General features: G+C 67.0%; 18 protein-coding genes. 9 read left to right on the plus strand and 9 right to left on the minus strand.

Annotated elements, in window-relative coordinates; all coding sequences use genetic code 11:
- The first annotated feature begins 6 nt into the window (after positions 1 to 6).
- Together AC3WRI_RS22620 and AC3WRI_RS22625 are read left to right on the plus strand one after the other, a co-directional pair.
- Complete coding sequence (locus AC3WRI_RS22620; RefSeq protein WP_011617934.1) at positions 7 to 855, plus strand: TauD/TfdA dioxygenase family protein; 849 nt, start codon at positions 7 to 9, stop codon at positions 853 to 855.
- A gap of 11 nt (positions 856 to 866) precedes the next feature.
- Complete coding sequence (locus tag AC3WRI_RS22625) at positions 867 to 2,513, plus strand: fatty acid--CoA ligase (protein WP_011617935.1); 1,647 nt, start codon at positions 867 to 869, stop codon at positions 2,511 to 2,513.
- 67 nt (positions 2,514 to 2,580) lie between these two features.
- Here the strand turns inward: AC3WRI_RS22625 and AC3WRI_RS22630 are convergent, their stop codons facing one another.
- The 4 genes from AC3WRI_RS22630 to AC3WRI_RS22645 are packed head-to-tail and all read right to left on the minus strand — an operon-like array spanning position 2,581 to position 5,639.
- The gene (locus AC3WRI_RS22630) at positions 2,581 to 3,555 is read right to left on the minus strand and encodes a Bug family tripartite tricarboxylate transporter substrate binding protein (RefSeq protein WP_011617936.1); all 975 of its coding nucleotides are present in this window, start codon (positions 3,553 to 3,555) and stop codon (positions 2,581 to 2,583) included.
- Between the two features lie 53 nt (positions 3,556 to 3,608).
- Positions 3,609 to 4,325, minus strand: coding sequence for a DsbA family oxidoreductase (locus AC3WRI_RS22635; protein WP_011617937.1), 717 nt, complete (start codon positions 4,323 to 4,325; stop codon positions 3,609 to 3,611).
- Positions 4,322 to 4,522, minus strand: a complete 201-nt coding sequence (locus AC3WRI_RS22640) for a DUF1289 domain-containing protein (protein WP_010810818.1) — start codon at positions 4,520 to 4,522, stop codon at positions 4,322 to 4,324. Before AC3WRI_RS22640 ends, AC3WRI_RS22635 begins: the two co-directional genes overlap by 4 nt.
- A gap of 58 nt (positions 4,523 to 4,580) precedes the next feature.
- The gene (locus AC3WRI_RS22645) at positions 4,581 to 5,639 is read right to left on the minus strand and encodes a beta-keto acid cleavage family enzyme (RefSeq protein WP_010810819.1); all 1,059 of its coding nucleotides are present in this window, start codon (positions 5,637 to 5,639) and stop codon (positions 4,581 to 4,583) included.
- 116 nt (positions 5,640 to 5,755) lie between these two features.
- Here AC3WRI_RS22645 and AC3WRI_RS22650 point away from each other — a divergent pair, with 116 nt between their 5' ends.
- Positions 5,756 to 6,757, plus strand: a complete 1,002-nt coding sequence (locus AC3WRI_RS22650; RefSeq protein WP_010810820.1) for an AraC family transcriptional regulator — start codon at positions 5,756 to 5,758, stop codon at positions 6,755 to 6,757.
- 568 nt (positions 6,758 to 7,325) lie between these two features.
- Here the strand turns inward: AC3WRI_RS22650 and AC3WRI_RS22655 are convergent.
- The 4 genes from AC3WRI_RS22655 to argG all read right to left on the minus strand — a co-directional run bounded on the left by AC3WRI_RS22655 (position 7,326) and on the right by argG (position 12,063).
- Positions 7,326 to 8,489: a porin gene (locus AC3WRI_RS22655; RefSeq protein WP_010811200.1), complete on the minus strand. Its 1,164-nt coding sequence runs from the start codon at positions 8,487 to 8,489 to the stop codon at positions 7,326 to 7,328.
- Positions 8,490 to 8,556: 67 nt separating this feature from the next.
- Entirely contained in the window at positions 8,557 to 9,147 is a 591-nt protein-coding gene (locus AC3WRI_RS22660) for an RBBP9/YdeN family alpha/beta hydrolase (protein WP_011617938.1), read from the minus strand.
- Positions 9,148 to 9,164: 17 nt separating this feature from the next.
- Positions 9,165 to 10,505 (minus strand): MFS transporter, encoded by a 1,341-nt coding sequence (locus AC3WRI_RS22665; protein ID WP_010811198.1) that lies wholly within the window; start codon positions 10,503 to 10,505, stop codon positions 9,165 to 9,167.
- Between the two features lie 232 nt (positions 10,506 to 10,737).
- Positions 10,738 to 12,063 carry an argininosuccinate synthase gene (gene argG, locus AC3WRI_RS22670; protein ID WP_010811197.1) on the minus strand — a complete coding sequence of 442 codons (1,326 nt, stop codon included), beginning with the start codon at positions 12,061 to 12,063 and terminating at the stop codon, positions 10,738 to 10,740.
- Positions 12,064 to 12,365: 302 nt separating this feature from the next.
- Between argG and AC3WRI_RS22675 the strand changes: the two genes are divergently transcribed.
- Genes AC3WRI_RS22675 through AC3WRI_RS22685 form a run of 3 tightly spaced genes read left to right on the plus strand, consistent with a single transcriptional unit; the run spans position 12,366 to position 15,339 of the window.
- Positions 12,366 to 13,529, plus strand: coding sequence for a CaiB/BaiF CoA transferase family protein (locus AC3WRI_RS22675; protein ID WP_011617940.1), 1,164 nt, complete (start codon positions 12,366 to 12,368; stop codon positions 13,527 to 13,529).
- Positions 13,530 to 13,578: 49 nt separating this feature from the next.
- Positions 13,579 to 14,547, plus strand: a complete 969-nt coding sequence (locus AC3WRI_RS22680; protein ID WP_010811195.1) for a tripartite tricarboxylate transporter substrate binding protein — start codon at positions 13,579 to 13,581, stop codon at positions 14,545 to 14,547.
- 15 nt (positions 14,548 to 14,562) lie between these two features.
- The gene (locus AC3WRI_RS22685) at positions 14,563 to 15,339 is read left to right on the plus strand and encodes an enoyl-CoA hydratase (RefSeq protein WP_010811194.1); all 777 of its coding nucleotides are present in this window, start codon (positions 14,563 to 14,565) and stop codon (positions 15,337 to 15,339) included.
- Between the two features lie 16 nt (positions 15,340 to 15,355).
- Here the strand turns inward: AC3WRI_RS22685 and AC3WRI_RS22690 are convergent, their stop codons facing one another.
- Positions 15,356 to 16,303 (minus strand): LysR family transcriptional regulator, encoded by a 948-nt coding sequence (locus tag AC3WRI_RS22690; protein WP_011617941.1) that lies wholly within the window; start codon positions 16,301 to 16,303, stop codon positions 15,356 to 15,358.
- Positions 16,304 to 16,568: 265 nt separating this feature from the next.
- On the opposite strand from AC3WRI_RS22690, the gene AC3WRI_RS22695 reads away from it, so the two are divergent.
- The 3 genes from AC3WRI_RS22695 (at position 16,569) to AC3WRI_RS22705 (ending at position 17,959) form a co-directional block, all read left to right on the plus strand.
- Positions 16,569 to 16,994 (plus strand): VOC family protein, encoded by a 426-nt coding sequence (locus AC3WRI_RS22695; RefSeq protein WP_011617942.1) that lies wholly within the window; start codon positions 16,569 to 16,571, stop codon positions 16,992 to 16,994.
- A gap of 86 nt (positions 16,995 to 17,080) precedes the next feature.
- A complete protein-coding gene (locus AC3WRI_RS22700) occupies positions 17,081 to 17,284 on the plus strand; it encodes a SlyX family protein (protein WP_011617943.1) in 204 nt (67 codons plus the stop codon).
- Between the two features lie 120 nt (positions 17,285 to 17,404).
- On the plus strand, positions 17,405 to 17,959 hold the full coding sequence (locus tag AC3WRI_RS22705) for a DUF1439 domain-containing protein (RefSeq protein ID WP_010811190.1): 555 nt from the start codon (positions 17,405 to 17,407) through the stop codon (positions 17,957 to 17,959).
- Positions 17,960 to 18,023: the final 64 nt, after the last annotated feature.

Genomic DNA, 18,023 nt, shown 5'->3' on the forward strand with positions numbered 1-18,023 from the left:
CACACCATGCATGCAGAACCCCTGACCTGCACCATTGGCGCCGAACTGAGCGGCGTCAGCCTGGCCGATGCATCACGCGACGCCGGCCTGTTCACCGAGATCAAGGCGCTGCTGCTGCAGCACAAGGTGCTGTTCCTGCGCGACCAGGACATCACCCGCGCCGAACACGTTGCCTTTGCCCGCCGCTTCGGCGAACTGGAAGACCACCCGGTGGTAGGCAGCGACCCGGAGCACCCGGGCCTGGTGCAGATCTACAAGTCGCCCGACAGCAAGGTCGAGCACTACGAGAACTCGTTCCATTGCGACGCCACCTGGCGCCAGGCGCCGCCGATGGGCTGCGTGCTGCGCTGCGTGGAAACGCCGGCAGTGGGCGGCGACACCATCTGGGTGAACATGGGCGAGGCGTACCGCCGCCTGCCGCAGGACATCAAGGCCCGCATCGAAGGCCTGCGCGCCAAGCACAGCATCGAACACACCTTCGGCGCCAATATGCCGCCGGAGAAGCGTGCCGCGCTGGCGGCGCAGTTCCCGATGGTGGAGCATCCCGTGGTGCGCACCCACCCGGAGACGGGCGAGAAGGTCCTGTTCGTCAACGCCTTCACCTCGCACTTTGCCAACTACCACCGCGACGACGTGGTCCGCTTCGGCAAGGATTTCATGCCCGGCGCCGGCGATCTGCTGCACTACCTGTGCGCGCAGGCGGAGATCCCGGAGTACCAGGTGCGCTGGCGCTGGAAGAAGAACAGCGTGGCGATCTGGGACAACCGCTGCACCCAGCATTACGCAGTGCAGGACTATGCGCCCACGGTGCGCAAAATGGAGCGCGCCGGCATCATCGGCGACGTGCCGTTCTGACGGAGGCAGACATGCAACCAAACCTTGTGCCTGCGGCGCCGCAGGCTTATGCCTATCCCTTGCTCGTCAGGCAACTGCTGCTCAATTCGCTGTCGCTCTACGGCGACCAGCAGATCACGTACCGCGGGCAACTGCGCCATAGCTATCGCGACTTCCACCGGCGTGTCGGCCGGCTGGCTTCAGCGCTGGCGGCGCAGGGGGTGGCGCACGGCACCACCGTGGCGGTGATGGACTGGGACAGCCACCGCTACCTGGAATGCTATTTCGGCGTGCCGATGATGGGCGCGACGCTGTTCACGGTCAACGTGCGGCTGTCGGCGCAGCAAATCCTGTACACGCTGAACGATTCCGGCGCCGAGGTGGTGCTGCTCCATCCCGACTTCCTGCCGGTGATGGAAGAGATCCGCGGCCAGCTGACCAGCGTGCGCAGCTTTGTCCTGCTGGCCGACGGCCAGCACGTGCCGCCGACATCTCTGCCGTTCTGCGGCGAGTACGAGACGCTGCTGAGCGCGGCCTCGCCCGACTTCGACTTCCCCGAGTTCGACGAGAACACCCGCGCCGCCACCTTCTACACGACGGGCACCACCGGCGATCCCAAGGGCGTGTGCTACAGCCATCGCGATATCGTGCTGCATGCGCTGGCCTCGGCCACCAGCCTGTGCGCGCCGCGCGAAGGACAGCGCCTGCATCGGGAAGACGTCTACATGCCGATCACGCCGATGTTCCACGTGCTCGCCTGGGGCATCCCGTATGTCGCGGTCATGCTCGGGCTGCGCATCGTGCTGCCGGGGCGCTATGCGCCGGACATGCTGCTGCAGTTGCGCGAGACCGAGCGGGTCACGTTCTCGCACTGCGTGCCGACCTTGCTGCAGATGCTGTTGCAGGCGGCGCAGGCAAGCGGCCAGGACTTGTCGGGCTGGAAGCTCATCATCGGCGGCTCGGCGCTGCCGCCGGCGTTGTGCGAGGCTGCCCTCGAGCGCGGCATGGATGTGTTTGCCGGCTATGGCATGTCGGAGACCGGCCCCATCGTCGCGCTGGCACAGTTGCCGCCAGGCGACGCACATCGCGACCATGAGACCGAAGTGCGCATGCGCTGCTCGACGGGGCGGCCGGTGGCGATGGTGGACTTCCGCCTGGTGGATGAATCGATGCACGAGGTGCCGCGCGACGGCCAGGCGCGCGGCGAGATCGTGCTGCGCGCACCGTTCCTGACCAGGGCATACCATGGCAAGCCCGAGGCATCGGCCGAGCTGTGGGCCGGCGGCTACCTGCATACGCAGGACATCGCGGTAATGGGGGCCGACGGCTTCGTGCAGATCGTCGACCGGATCAAGGACGTGATCAAGACCGGCGGCGAATGGGTCTCGTCGATCGAGGTCGAGAGCCTGGTCACGCAGGTGCCGGGCGTGCAGGAGTGCGCGGTCATCGGCGTGCCGGACGCCAGGTGGGGCGAGCGGCCGATGGCATTCGTGGTGCGCAAGCCTGGCACAACGGTGACCGCGGATACGATTCGTACGTCGCTGCTGGCGCGCGTCGAGGCCAACCGGCTCAGCAAATATGCGGTGCCGGAATCCGAGCGGATCCTGTTTGTCGACGAGATCCCGAAGACCAGCGTCGGCAAGATCGACAAGAAGCGCTTGCGCAGCACCGGCGCCTGAGCCGGCAGCAGGAAGAAGAAAGGGCAGCCTCGGATGAGGCTGCCCTTTTGCGTTGCCGGGAACTGACTCAGGGCTGGATATTGAACGCCTTGACGATGCCGGCATTGCGCTCGAACTCCGTGCGCACTGATTCGCTCAGTTGCGGCAGGGGCTGCGCCGGCAGCGGCTCATAACCGAGCGCCTCCATGCGGTCACGCACCTTGGCAGAAGCCGCGGCCTTGTAGGCAGCCGCGTGGACCTTCTCGGCCAGTTCGGGCGACAGCTTCGACGACGCAATCACGCCCACCCAGTTGCTGAACTCCATGTCGGGGTAACCCATTTCCGCAAAGGTTGGCACCTGCGGCAGCAGCGCCGAGCGGCTCTTCGACGCCACGGCATAGACCTGCACCTTGCCGGCACGGATCATCGGCAGCGAGGTCACCATGCCGTCGTACATCACGGCAATCTGATTGCCCATCACCTGCGTCAGCGCCGGCGCGGAACCGGCAAAGGGCACATGCTGCAAGTCCAGCCCGGCCTTCTGGTTCATGATCATGCCCGCGTAGTGCGAAGCGGTGCCGGCGCTGTACGAAGCAAAGCTGAGCTTGCCCGGATTGGCCCGGGCGTAGCTGACCAGGCCCTTCAGGTCCTTGGCCGGCAGGCCAGGCGCGCCAATCATCACCATGCGCGAACGCGCCACGGCGGCGACGGGCCTGACGTCTTTCAGCGGGTCGAACGGCTGCTTGAGCACATGCGGGATCTCGGTCAGCACATTGCTGGCGGTGACCATGATGGTCTGGCCATCAGCGGGCGCGGCCAGCATGGTAGTGATGGCAATGCCGCCGCCGGCGCCCGGCTTGTTGTCGACCACCACGGGGTGGCCAAGGTCGGCCGACAGCTGGTCTGCCAGCAGGCGCGCGAGCACGTCCATGGTGCCGCCCGCGGGGGCGGGCACCAGCATCCGGACCGGCTTGCTGGTCCAGGCCATGGCAGCGGGAGCCGCCAGCGCCAGGCCGGCCGCCACGGCGGCGATACGCAGCAGGAATGAAGGGTGGGTGGGCATGTTGTCTCCGTTATGTAGTATGGATCTTCTGTCCAGCATTGCCGGGCGCGGCGTCACCGGGCGGTGAGCGCGATGCCTGGCGGGGGTGGGGAAGCGGGAGACGCGCGGGCCAGCGCCCGCAGCATTGCCTCCAGCAAGGCACGCGGCGGCCTGGCGCCAGCGATCGGCGGCGCACCGTTGATCACAAAGCGCGGCACGCCCAGGCCGGGATTGGGTAGCGGCACATCCTCGCCATGCAGCGGCGGCAGCCATGCCAGGTCTTGCACAGTGGCCGGTGCCGCCGCTTGCGGCATCGGCATGCCGGAGGCGATCGCCGCGGCGTGCAGCACGCGTGGATCGCCGAGGTCCTCGCCGCGCAGGAAGTACTCTTCAAACAATCGGTCGATCAGCACGGATGCGGCCGCCTCGCCACCAGCCTGGCGCGCATACCGGATCAGGCGATGCGCAAGCACGGTGTTGGGCAGCACTTCGATGCGGTCAAGTTCCAGCGTGATGCCGGCCTCGCGCGCCGCGGCGCATACCTGCGCCTGCCGCAGCGCCACGGCTTCGGCGCTGCCAAGCCGCGCCAGGCTGAACTTGCGATAGGGGATGCCGGCAGGCGGCAGCGTCGGAAACAGGAGAGAGCTGCGCCATTCGACCGTGACCGCTACATCGGGCCGTTGCTGGGCCAGCTGCGCCAGCGCCGTTTCAAGATGGCGCTTGCCGATCATGCACCAGGGGCAGACCAGGTCGAACCCGACCTGGATGAAGAGGGAGACAGGCTGGTTCATGGCAGAGCGCCCGTAGCGGCACGCTGCCCGCGGCGGGCCGGCGCCGCCGCCAGCACTTGCGCACGCTCCGCCTCGCTCATCTGCGCCCAGCGCCCGATTTCCAGCCGTGTCCTGGCGCAGCCCTGGCAATAGCGGTTGGCGAGGTCCATGCGGCAGATGTTGATGCAGGGATTGGCGAGGGCGTCAGGGTGATGCATCACGAACTCCGGTAGTGCATGGCAAGGGCCGGCCGGTATGCCGGCCCTGTGGCCAGGGTCAGGCCGCCGCGCGCAGCGGCAGGTTCTTCTGCCCCGCCTTGCGGTTGGGCGCCATGCCATTGGCTTCCAGCGTGGCGTCGGCGCTGTCGTACCAGGTGCCGATGCGGTAGATCTCGCGGGCTTCCTTGCCCGATGCGATCTCGCGGCCCAGTTCATGCGCCACGCGCACGCACTGCTCGATCTGCTGCACCGAGGTCATGCGGTTGCCGTGCTGGTCGATGATGGTGTCTTCGATGCCGCAGCGCGGGTGCAGGCCCATCGCCATCGCCATCATGTTGAACGGCAGCACGTTCTTCAGCAGCGACTCGGCGGTCAGCGTGCAGCCGTCCGGCGCGCGGTGCACGAAGTTGAAGAAGTTGAACGGGTTGGGGCCGTCGAAGCCGCCGCCGATGCCGATCCAGGTCAGGTTCAGCGGGCCGGTGTAGACGCCGGCGCGCACCAGCCGCTCCAGCGTTTCCAGCGCGTGCATGCCGGTCAGCTGGAAATGCGGCTGGATGCCCGAGGCCTGCAGCCGGCGCAGGTGCTCTTCCACCCAGCCCGGGCCGGCCGGCACGGTCATTTCGCGATAGGCGGCCTGGTAGGCCGGGTGTTCCAGCGAGGTGCCCTTCAGGTATTCCGGATAGAGCAACTCCATGATGTTCATCTGCGTGGTGTTGATCGCCACGGTCACCTGGTCGGGCTTGGGCTCCAGCTCCGCCAGCATGTGGCGGGTGTCGTCGGACAGCCACTTGGCCGCCTGGCCGTCGTCTTCCGGCGCAAACGAGATCGAGCCGCCCACCTGGATGATCATGTCCGGCACCGCGGCGCGCACGCCGGCGATCAGCTCGTTGAACTTGGACAAGCGCTTGGAGCCCTTGCCGTCCAGTTCGCGCACGTGCAGGTGCAGCACCGTGGCGCCGGCGTTGTAGCAGTCCACGGCTTTCTGGACCTGCTCTTCCATGGTGACGGGGATGTCTTCGGGAAAGTCCTGCGGCATCCATTCCGGGCCATAGGGCGCAACGGTGATCACCACCTTGTCCATGTTTTCGGGGTGCAGGGAATCGTCAAGGAATTGCATGGATGGCTCCGGTTGGTTAGTGGTTGGAGTATCGGTGAACGACCGGCCGCGATTTGACGATTGGGGACATCCGATTTACATTTCGGGACACTCAGGGAAAGCACGGAATCCGCCCAATGTCCTACTATCTGCGCAGCGCCAGCCTGACCAATTACGTGGAAGTCGCGCGTTCGCTGGGGCTCGATCCGTACCAGCAACTGAGGGCGGCAAAGATCAACCGCTCGGTCCTGCTCGATCCCGATATCCGCATCCCCGCGGCCTCGGTCGGCCGCTTGCTGGATGCGTCGGCACACGCCACCGGGGCCGACGATTTCGGCCTGCGCATGGCCGAGCTGCGCGAGTTCTCCAACCTCGGCCCGCTCGCCTTCGTGGTGCGTGAAGAGCCCACGCTGCGCCGCGCGCTGGAGTCGATGGTCCGCTACATGGGCCTGCAGAATGAATCGCTGTCGATGCGTATCGAAGACAGCGATGAACTGGTGATGATCCGGCTGCAGGTGCTCACCGAAGCGCCGGGCACCTTGCGGCAGGCCGCCGACCTCGCGGTCGGCGTGGTGTTCCGGATGCTGAGGCTGTTCCTGGGGCAGTCCTGGCGGCCGCGCAGCATCTGCTTCACCCACCCCGCGCCGGCCAACGCGGCCACGTTTTCACGCGTGTTCGGCATGCCCTGCACCTTCAACCAGGATTTCGACGGCATCGTCTGCCTGGCCTCGGACCTGGAGGCGCCGTTGCCGTCGTATGACCCGGTGATGGCGCAGCAGGTGAAGCACTATCTCGGCACGCTGCTGGCGCAGTCGACCGCGGCGACCATGTCGGACATGGTGCGCAAGCTGGTCTATGCGCTGCTGCCCACCGGACTGTGCTCGGTCGAACGCGTGGCCCAGCACCTGAGCGTCGACCGGCGCACCGTGCATCGGCGGCTCGGGCAGGAACATACGACCTACTCCGACATCCTTGCCGAGGCCCGTGCCGACCTGGTAATCCGCTACCTGGAGAACCGCGAGCGTCCGCTGTCGGAAGTGGCCGCGCTGCTGGGGTTTTCGTCGCTGAGCGCGTTCTCGCGGTGGTTCAGCGGGCGTTTTGGGCGCAGCGTGTCGGCATGGCGGGCGCAGGCGGGGTAATAGAGGAAAGGTTCTTTGCGAATTTGAGGGTGGTGGCTGTTGGCGGGTGTGGTTGATTGGGCTGTCGCTACGCGGTCGGTTGTCGTTCTTGACTAGCGTGGCTGTTTCGCCGGCGTAGCCGGCGACCTACTTCTTGTCCAAGCGACAAGAAGTAGGCAAGAAGCGCGTCGCCTATGCGGCTGGCAATCAATTACGCGGCGTCGGTCATATGGGCGGCGGTGCTTGCCGTTTGGATGTGATCGCGGTTCGACCCTGCTACGCCATGTGAGTCAGGGACAGTGCCTGCGATAACCGGCTTTTGAACGATCCCCAAGTCGGGCGGTGGCCCGCGCTCTCGAGCGATATCGCATCAACGCCTTCGGCTGCGCTCCGCGCAAGCGCCCAATGACCGTCAACGCATTTTGAGCCTGCGCAGCAGCCGTAGGCGTCCCCGCGATGCGGCTGGCAGCAGGCGGCCTACGCTTTTTGTCGCTCGGACAAAAAGTGACTCGCCGGCTAAGCCGGCGAAACAGCCACGTATGCCAAGAACGACAACCGACCGCATGGCAACAATCCAACTGCAGCCAACTCAAAACTTGTGCCGCATCCCCAAAGCCACGCCAACCATGCTGCGCTGCCCGTTGGCCGCCGCATAGCTGTTGCCCAACGACAGGCTGTTGGCATAGACCGTGGCCAGCGACTCCAGCATCAGCCCGGCATTGCGAGCATAGGCCGTAGACAGGTACACATCCGTGCGCCGCGAGAACGCATAGTTGGCAACAAAAGCAAGCTGCCACGGATTGGCGACCTGCGTATTGCCGAACAGGCTCCTGACATTGTCATAGTTGTACTCCAGCGTCAGCCCCACGGCGGGGGTGACCTGGTAGTTGGCGCCGATCCAGTAATAGTCATCGCGCTGGATCACCACGTCAGCGGCATTCTTGTTCTGACCCCAGCGATAGCCCCCCATGATCTTGGCCGGACCGAAGGCATAGCTCGCCGCCACGACCGCCTTGCGCACGGTGCCATTGCTGGTGCCGATGGTGGGGTTCCACTGGTCATAGCCAATAGTGGCGCCGAACGGCCCGGTGCCATATGCCAGCGAGGCCCCGTAGGCGGTGTCACGCCGGAACTGTCCGGGCACTTCGCCATTGCCGCCGATCGGCGTGGCAATGCCAACCGTTTGCGGCAGCGCCAGCCCGGCGCCGAACGACCAGTGCGCGCGCGCCGTCAGCGGGCCGAACTGGCCGGTGTACTTGACCGTGTTGTCCTCGCGGAAATTGGCGCCCGCCTGCAGCACCACCGGTTCATATTGCGTGGCGTAGGCAGTAGGCGAGAAGTTCGCCAGCGCTTCAAAGATCGACGTGTACTGGCGGCCCAGGCTGAGCTGGCCGATGCCGGCGCGCTGCAGCGCGACAAAGGCCTGGCGGCCGAACAGGCGGCCGCTCTGCTGCATGGTGCCGCTGTCCAGGCTGAAGCCGCTTTCCAGCACGAACGACGCCTGCCATCCCGCACCAAGATCTTCCGCGCCGCGCAGGCCCCAGCGCGACCCGGACAGCCCGCCCGAGGCCATGCGGAACACCTTGTCGCCTGGCCCCGGGTTGAAGCCGTTGGTGGCAACCGGCACAGCGCCGACGCGGTTCACGTACTCGACATTGACGTCCGCCACGCCATACAGCGTGACCGACGATTGCGCGGCGGCCGCCAGCGGACAGCCCAGCATCAGGGCCATGACGGTGCTTCTGGTTTTCATTTTTCTCCTCCTTGATTGCCCGGCCTTTGCGGCCGGATTCTTTTGTTGTGCCGCGGATGCGGCGAGGTCACGAATCGCGCGTGACCAGGGTGCCCAGTTCCGCCAGCAAGTCATGGGCACGCGGCCACGGGCCGTAGCCCGCGGCAGGGTTGAGGTGGCCGACGTTGCCCAGGTCCACCAGCCGGCCGCCCCATGCGGCGGCCATCTCCGCGACGCGCGCATGGCTGGCCAAAGGGTCGTTGCCGCTGGCAGCAACCAAAGTTGGGAACGGCAGGGGCGCGAGCGGCGTCGGCAGCCAGCCCCCCTGCACCAGCGCGTCCGGCGCCGGATAGCCGGGCGGCAGCGGCTGCGCGAAATCCGGCGGCGTCACCAGCAGCGCGCCCAGGATCTGGCGCTGGTGCCGTGCCGCCCAGTGCACGGTGATCATCACGCCGGCGCTGTGCGCGACCAGCACGACCGGCTTGTCGATGTCCGCCAGTTCCGCATCGAGTGCAGCGACGCGAGCCGCGCAGCTGAGCTTGTCGTGCTCCAGCGGCGGCACGCAGCGGACGTCGTGCCCCTGCGCCTGCAGTTCGGCTTGCAGCAGCGTTTGCCAGTGCTCGGCGACGTGGTCGCGCAGGCCCGGCACCATCAGGACAGTGTGGGTGGTAGCAGTCATGGTCGGATTGGAAAGAGTCAGGCAGGAATAACGTGAGGCACAGCGTGGCCATCCAGGCGGCGCAGGTCCGCCGCGTAATGCCGGCGACCGAGGCAGAACAGCAGGGCCGCGGCCGCACCGGCCAGCGGAATCCATTGCAGCGCGCCGGTCAGGCCGATGTGGTCGGCCAGCACGCCGGTCAGGAACGGGCCTGGTGCCAGCCCCAGCAGGTTGTTGATCAGGGTCAGCGTGGCAAACGCGGTCGCATGGATGGCAGGCCGCGTCAGGTTGGCCACCATCGCACTGGCGGGGCCGGCGGTGCCGCCCACCACCAGCATGCCCGCGCCGATCAGCACCAGCTGCGCGTGGCCCGCGGGCAGCCGGAACGCCGTCATCAGCAAGACGCAGCAAATCACGCTGTAGGCGATGGCCATCTGCCATTTGCGCGCGGGCACGCGCCGCGCCACGCGGTCGGTCAGCGCACCGCAGGCCACCATGCCTACGCCGGCCATCAGCACCAGCATTGCCGCGGCCACGCCGGCGCGCCCGGTCGCCATGCCGTAGTCGCGCGACAGGAAGCTGGGCAGCCAGCCCAGCAGCGCCGCCATCACCAGCAGCTGCAGCGCACTTCCCGCGCAGGCGCAGAGCATGGAAGGCACCGTCAGCAGCTCGCGTACGATCCGGCGCGGCTCCAGTTGCCGGGCCGAGGCCGCGGCGTCGCCGTTGGCCGCGCCCACGCGTTGCTGGAGCCCGCGCAGCCGATGCTCGCTGATCGTCAGGTAGTAGAGCGCCACCATCACCAGGCCGAAGCCGGCGATCCCGGCAAAGGCGATGCGCCAGCCAAAATGGGCCGACAGAACGCCGCCCAGCCCCATGCCAAGCACCGAGCCGAACGCGCCGCCGGCAATGAATGCCGCGCTGAGGCTGGCGCGCAGATGGCGCGGGAACACCGACACCACCACCGCGATACCCACGCTGCCATAGGCCGCCTCGCCGATGCCGACGCAAAGCCGCGCCAGGAACATCTGGCCGAAGCTGTCCGCCACCGCGCAGCCCAGCGTGGCCAGGCTCCACAGCGCCGCCATCAGGATCAGGCTGCGCACGCGTCCCCAGCGGTCGGCCAGCAGCGACAGCGGAATCGCGAGCACGCCCACCATCAGCGCCACCACGCCGCCGAGCGCGCCCAGCTCTGTATCACCGAGCTGCCATTCGGCCTTCAGCAGCGGAAACACCGCGTTGAGCACCTGGCGCGACATGTAGTCCGACAGCAGCAGCGCGAACGTCAGCGCAAAGACGAGCCACGCATAGCGCGGTCCGGCAACAGCCGGCAGGGCCGGCGTGGCCGGCTCTGCGGCAAGGGCAAGGCGAGGTCTGGACATGGGCGTCTCCGGAAGCAGACCGGCGGTCTTCGCGCCGCCGTGCGTTCACAGCCCGCCCCCGAAGGGCGACGAGCGCACGCAGTATCTGGCGATCGGGACCGCGCGGTTTGATATTCCGGGACGTACGTTTGACATTCCGGGACAGCTGGGGAAAACGCCGAGACGAAAAAAAACCGGCACCCGAAGGTGCCGGTTTCTGGCTGGCCCGCCGTCAGGCGAGGCGCGGCGACGCTCAGTCTTCCAGCTTCGGCAGCGAGGCACTGACCTTGGTCGACAGCAGGCCGCTCTTGGCATACGTCTGCAGCTTCTCGCGCGTGTCGACGATATCCAGCGTGCGCATGGTCAGCTGGCCGATACGGTCCAGCGGCGTGAACATCGACTCGCCCTTTTCCATGGTCAGCCGTTCCGGCTTGTAGGTCAGGTTGGGCGAGGTGGTGTTCAGGATCGAGTAGTCGTTGCCGCGGCGCAATTCGATGGTGACTTCGCCGGTGATGGCGCCGGCCACCCAGCGCTGGGCGGTTTCGCGCAGCATGATGGCTTGCGGGTCGAACCAGCGGCCCTGGTACAGCAGGCGGCCAAGGCGGCGGCCGTTGTCGCGGTACTGCTCGATGGTATCTTCGTTGTGGATGCCGGTGATCAGGCGCTCGTAGGCGATGAACAGCAGCGCCAGGCCCGGGGCTTCGTAGATGCCGCGGCTCTTGGCTTCGATGATGCGGTTCTCGATCTGGTCGCTCATGCCCAGGCCATGGCGCCCGCCGATGCGGTTGGCTTCCATGAACAGGTCGACGCTGTTGGCGAAGGTCTGGCCGTTCAGCGCGACCGGCTGGCCTTCCTCGAAGCGCACGGTGACTTCCTCGCGCTTGACTTCCACGTCATCGCGCCAGAACTGCACGCCCATGATCGGCTGCACGATGCGGATGCCCGAATCCAGGTGCTCCAGGTCCTTGGCCTCGTGGGTGGCGCCCAGCATGTTGGAGTCGGTCGAGTACGCCTTTTCGGCCGACATCTTGTAATCGAAGCCGTTCTGGCGCATGAACTCCGACATCTCGGCGCGGCCGCCCAGTTCGTCGATGAACTGCTGGTCCAGCCACGGCTTGTAGATCTGCAGGCCGGGGTTGGTCAGGAGACCGTAGCGGTAGAAGCGTTCAATGTCATTGCCCTTGAACGTGCTGCCATCGCCCCAGATATTGACGCCATCTTCCTTCATCGCAGCAACCAGCATGGTGCCGGTGACGGCGCGGCCGATCGGGGTGGTGTTGAAGTAGGTGATGCCGGCGGTCGAGATATGGAACGCGCCGCACTGCATGGCGGCGATGCCTTCGGCCACCAGTTGCGTGCGGCAGTCGACCAGGCGGGCTTCCTCGGCGCCGTAGGCCTTGGCGCGGCGCGGGATGTCCTCGTAGTCGGGCTCGTCGGGCTGGCCCAGGTTGGCGGTGTAGGCGTAGGGGACAGCGCCCTTCTGGCGCATCCAGAGGAGTGCCGCGCTGGTGTCAAGGCCGCCGGAGAAGGCGATTCCGACGCGCTGGCCGGAAGGAATGTGCTGCAGGATGGTAGTCATCGCCAGAAAATCTAAGTGAATTTGTCGGCTCTTGGGCGGGCTTCCAATACGCGCGCCGGGGCGGCGGGAAGCACGGCGACGCGGCCGGCCGAGTCACGCGCCGCGTCAGTGCCAAACGCGAATTGTGACACGGCAGCGCCCACGCGCCAAACGCCGGGACTGGCGGGGGCGCCGGCGCCACCTGCATCCGGGCCCGCCGGACCATTCAAATCCCGCGAACGCGCCTTTCAAAACTCTCGACTGGTTCGCGCCAGGACCCCTCCCTATACTCCGCCGCACTGTTGTCTGAAAGCGGAGTCGTCATGCTGCATCGTGCCCTGGAAGGAGTCCGGGTCCTGGACCTGTCGCGCATCCTGGCCGGTCCCTGGTGTACCCAGAACCTGGCCGACCTGGGCGCCGAGGTAACCAAGGTCGAGCACCCGGAGCGCGGCGACGATACCCGCGGCTGGGGCCCGCCCTACCTGGAAGCGCCCGAGGGCAGCGGCGACACCCGGCGCCTGTCCGGCTACTTCATCTGCTGCAACCGCGGCAAGCGCTCGGTCGCGATCGACTACGGCACGCCCGAGGGCGCGGCGCAGGTACGTGAGCTGGCGCGCGAGGCCGACGTGCTGGTCGAGAACTACAAGGTCGGCACGCTGCGCCGCTACGGGCTGGACTACGACACGCTCAAGGCGCTCAACCCGCGCCTGGTCTACCTGTCGATCACCGGCTTCGGCCAGAGCGGGCCGATGGCGGACAAACCCGGCTACGACTATGTATTCCAGGGCATGGGCGGGCTGATGAGCTACACCGGCCAGCCCGACGGCACGCCCGGCGCCGGGCCGCTGCGCACCGGCGTCGCCGTGGTCGACCTGAGCACCGGCATGTATGCCACCTCCGCAGTCCTGGCCGCGCTGTACCAGCGCCAGGCGACCGGGCTCGGTGCGCACCTGGATATCGCGCTGCTCGATGTCGCGGTGGCGATGAACGCCAACCAGGCTGCCAACTACCTGGTGTCGGGCCAGAACCCGCAGCGCAGCGGCAACGCTCATCCCAACTGCGCGCCCTATGAGGTGTTCCGCTGCGCCGACGGCCACCTGATCCTGGCGATCGGCAATGACAGCCAGTTTGCGCGCTTCTGCGCCGTTGCCGGCATGCCGGATCTTGCGCAGGACCCGCGCTATGCCACCAATTCCGCGCGCATCGAACACCTGCCCGCGCTGCGCGCCCTGCTGACCGATCTCTTCCCCACGCGCACCCGCGCTGCGTGGACCGATGCCTTCGATGCGGCCGGCGTGCCCTGGGGGCCGATCCACACCATGGCCGAAGTCTTCGCCCACCCGCAGGTCCAGCACCGCGGGCTGATGCAGATGGCCGAACACCCCGTCATGGGCCGCGTACCCATGGTGCGCAACCCGATGCTGGCCGGGCACGACCTGCCGCTGCCACCGCCGCCGCTGCTGGGCGAACACAGCCCGGCGGGCTGAACGGCGCGCAGCTACCCACGAGACCAAAAACACCGACACGGAGACACCGATGAAACCGACCTTCACCGCCATCGCGCTGCTGGCGGCATGCGCAAGCGGCGCCGCACATGCAAGCGCGTATCCCGACCGGCCGATCAAGCTGATCGTCCCCTACGCCGCCGGCGGCACCACCGACATCATTGCCCGCATCGTCGGCACGCGCCTGGGCCCGGTGCTGGGGCAACCGGTGGTGGTCGAGAACCGCCCGGGCGCCGGCGGCGCGGTCGGCAGCGCCTACGCGGCCAGGCAGCCGGCCGACGGCTACACGCTGGTGATGGAGGTGGAGAGCTCGCACGCCGTCAACCCCAACGTCTACCTGAAGACCGCCTATGACCCGGTCAAGGACTTCGCGCCGGTCAGCAACCTGGCCGACGTGCCCAACGTGCTGGTGGTCAACCCGGCGTTCCCGGCCACGGACCTGCAGTCGTTCATCAAGCTGCTGAAGGCCAACCCGGGCAAGTACTCGTTCGGCTCGTCCGGCAACGGCGGACTGAGCCATATGAACGGCGAGCTGTTCATGAACGCCACCGGCACGCGCATGCTGCACGTGCCATACAAGGGCCTGGGCCCGGCGCTCAACGATGCGGTGGCAGGCCAGATCCAGGTGGTGTTCGACAATATCCCGTCGTCGTCCGGCCTGATCCAGGGCGGGCGCCTGAAGCCGCTGGCGGTCGCCGCGCAGCAGCGCCTGAAGGTGCTGCCCAATGTGCCGACCTATGCCGAGGCCGGCCTGCCGGCGATGAACAACCCGTCGTGGTTCGGCCTGGGCGCACCGGCGGGCACGCCCTCGGCCATTCTCGACAAGCTCAACGACGCCGTGCGCCAGGTATTGGCCGAGCCCGAGGTGATCGCCGCCATCGAGAAACAAGGTGCGATCCCGGCACCGAGTTCGCGCAAGGCCTTCGGCGACCTGATCCGGGCGCAGAATGCGCACTGGAAGCAAGTCGTCGAGGACATCCATTTCACCAGGCTCCAGTAAGCCACAAGGAACGACATGAGCGCACTTCAGCAAGAACCGCACGCCGGCGTCGAGATCGACGCGCGCGGCATCGCCACCGTCACCATCCGCGAGGCGGGCTCGCTCAATATCCTGAGCACGCCGGTGATCGCATCGCTCACGCGCGCCATCGAAGCGCTGGCCGGCAATGACGCGGTACGCGTGCTGGTGCTGCGCGGCGCCGGCGAGAAAGGCTTTGTCGGCGGTGCCGACATCAAGGAAATGGCCGCACTGGACCGCGCCAGCGCCGAGGCCTTCATCAGCGGCCTGCGCCGCCTGTGCGACGCCGTGCGCCACCTGCCGGTGCCGGTGATCGCGCGCATGCCGGGCTGGTGCCTGGGCGGCGGGCTGGAACTGGCGCTGGCGTGCGATATCCGCATCGCCGCCGACAACGCGCAGCTGGGCATGCCGGAAGTGAAGGTCGGCATCCCGTCGGTGATCCACGCCGCGCTGATGCCGCGCCTGATCGGCAATGCGCGCACGGCGTGGATGCTGCTGACGGGCGAGATCACCGATGCCGCCGAGGCGCTGCAATGGGGGCTGGTGAGCCGCGTGGTGCCGCTGGCGGAGCTGGACCTGGAAATCGAACGCGTGGCCGCGCTGCTGGCCGGCTTCGGCCCGGTCGCGGTGCGCCAGCAGAAGCGCCTGCTGCGCGAGTGGGAAGATGCGCCGCTGGAAGTCTCGATCAACAACAGCGTGACCGAGTTCGGCAGCGCCTTCGACACCGGCGAGCCACAGCAGCACATGGCCACCTTCCTGAACCGCAAGCGCTGAAGCGCGGGGAAAGTGTTTACGGCGCCGTGGCTGCCACGGCGCCGCCTTCGCGCGTGGCCACCACGCGCGGATCGTTCAGCAGGAACTGCGCAAAGGCCTCGGCAAACGCCGGCAGCTTGCCGTCGGCGCGCACGATCAGGTTCAGTTCGCGCAGCGCCCACGGCTCTGCCAGCCGCACCCCCACCACGCGCGCCTCGCGCAGGGCCTGCGCCGCCACGCTGCGCGGTACCAGCGCCACCCCCACTCCGGCCTCGGCCAGCGACAGCACCGCATCGAAGCTGTGCGCATGCAGCCGCACGTTGGGCCCCTTGCCCGCGCGCTGCGCCATGTCGCGCAGGAACAGGAAGTTGCTGCTGGTGCGGCTCATGCAGACAAAGTCGAAGGCCAGCGCCGCGCCGAAGCGCACTTCGGGCTCGCGCGCCAGCGGGTGATCCGCGGCCACCGCAAGGATCAGCTCGTCGCGCGCGTAGCGCACCGAGCGCACCCCGGTGGCTTCGCCGCCCGTCTGGAAATCGCCCGCCAGGATGCCGACATCGGCTTCATGCGCCGCCACCGCCGCCAGGATCGACTGGCTGGCGCGCTCCTCCAGGTCGATGTTCACATCCGGGTTGGCCAGCAGGAAGCGGCTCACGCTCGGGATGATGAAACCGTTGAGCGAACTGCTGTTGGCCAGCAGCCGGATATTGCCCTTCAGTCCGGCAGAAAAGCGTCCCACCTCGCCGTGCATGCGCTCGACGCCAAGCAACAGTTCGCGCACATGGACCAGCAGGGTTTCGCCGGCCGGCGTCAGCTCCATGCCGCGCGCGGTACGCACGAACAGCGGCGTGCCCATCGCGTGCTCCAGGTTCTTCAGCCGGTAGCTCGCCGCCGACGCGGTGATATGCGTGGCCGAAGCGCCACCTGACAGGCTTTGCGCATCGGCAATGGCCTGGAACAGGCGCAGGTCGGTCAGTTCGTAACGCAAGGCAACTCCGTTTGGGGCAGGACGGTCGAAAGGATTGGCGCTTGGTGGTGTCGCGGCCATTCTAGTGCAGCACCGTGGACTTCCCGCCCGCCCTCCAGCCTGCACACACTCCGCCCATTTAATGTGGACGTCGTCCATTTTCTTTGCTAAGGTATTGTGGACGGCGTACACAAAAGCATGCGCCAGTTGCCAGCGCGCCGCCTGATTCGCGCGCCATGCCGATATCCACGGCCGCCCGAGCGGCGGCCTACCTACAGGAGTTGTCATGCAAGTCCAGCCCTATCTGTTCTTCGAAGGCCGTTGCGATGAAGCCGTTGAGTTCTATAAGAAGATTCTCGGCGCCAAGGTCAACATGCGGATGACGTTCAAGGACAACCCGGAGGCCGGCAAGGGCGGCGAGGGTTGCCAGCCCGGCGCCGGCACCGAAGACAAGGTCATGCACATGGAGTTCCAGATCGGCGACAGCGTGATCATGGCCTCCGACGGCCGCTGCTCGAACCAGCCCGACTTCCATGGCTTCGCCCTGTCGATCAACTATCCTGACAAGGCCGCGGTCGAAAAGGCCTTCAACGGCCTGAAGGAAGGCGGCCAGGTAGTGATGCCGCTGGACAAGACTTTCTTTGCCGACCAGTTCGGCATGGTCACCGACCGCTTCGGCATCATGTGGATGCTGCTGTCGGCACCGAAGTAAGCCGCGCATCGCGCAGGTTTCCCGGCAGCGACGCGCCCCTTGAGCATAAGGGCTTACAATGCGCCGCCTGCCGGAGAAACCACGCCATGGACGATCGCATCAACGAACTCGAAATCAAGCTCGCCTTCCAGGAAGACCTGCTTGATACCCTGAACAGCACCGTGGCGCGCCAGCAGCATCAGATCGACCTGCTGCAGGAGCAGTTCCGCGCGCTGTACCAGCAGGTGCGCAGCGCCGCCACCACCGCGGCCGAAGCCGATCCCCAGCAGGAAATCCCGCCGCACTACTGATCGACGCGGCCCGCGCCATGCAGGCCGATCGCCGATGTGACGGAACGCCATCCCGCCCGCGCGGTCTGACAGGCTGGCTCCATCCACCGCCGCCCTCGACAGGCGCGCCCCATCCGCCACATGCGTCTGAAACTTTCCCTGCTGATTGCCGCCGCCTGCGTCGCTGGTGCCTCCTCGGCGCTGGCCGGCTACAACATCTGGACCGGCGAGTACTCCCTCTCCCGGCAGGAACTGCAGACCGCGCTGGACCAGCGCTTCCCCGCCACGCTGCGCTACGCCGAAGTCGTCAGCGTGCAGCTCAGCCATCCCCGGCTGGTGCTGGACGAGGCCAACAACCGCGTCACCACCCATGTCGACGCACGCCTGACCAACGCCTTGCTGCCCTCCCCGCCGGTAGACGGCAAGCTCGCGCTGAACAGCGGCGTGCGCTACGACCCGGCCAAACGCGCGGTGCTGCTCGACAACCCGACCGTACAGCAGGTGGAAGTCGCCGGCATGGGGCAATACCGCGAACAGCTCAACGCCATCGGCGCTGTGGTTGCGCAGCAATTGCTGAAGGACTATCCGGTCTATACGTTCAAACCCGAAGAACTGCGCGTCGGCGGCAAGGACGTGGAGCCGGGGGCGATTACCGTGGGCAAGGATGAGGTGCGGGTGGAGGTGAAGCAGCGGTAGGCATAGCCTGCGGGCCAGGCTCGCTCCTTCTTCCTCTACCTCAACCCCGGCCACCTCTGAACAC

Source organism: Cupriavidus sp. FW305-27 (assembly GCF_058787995.1).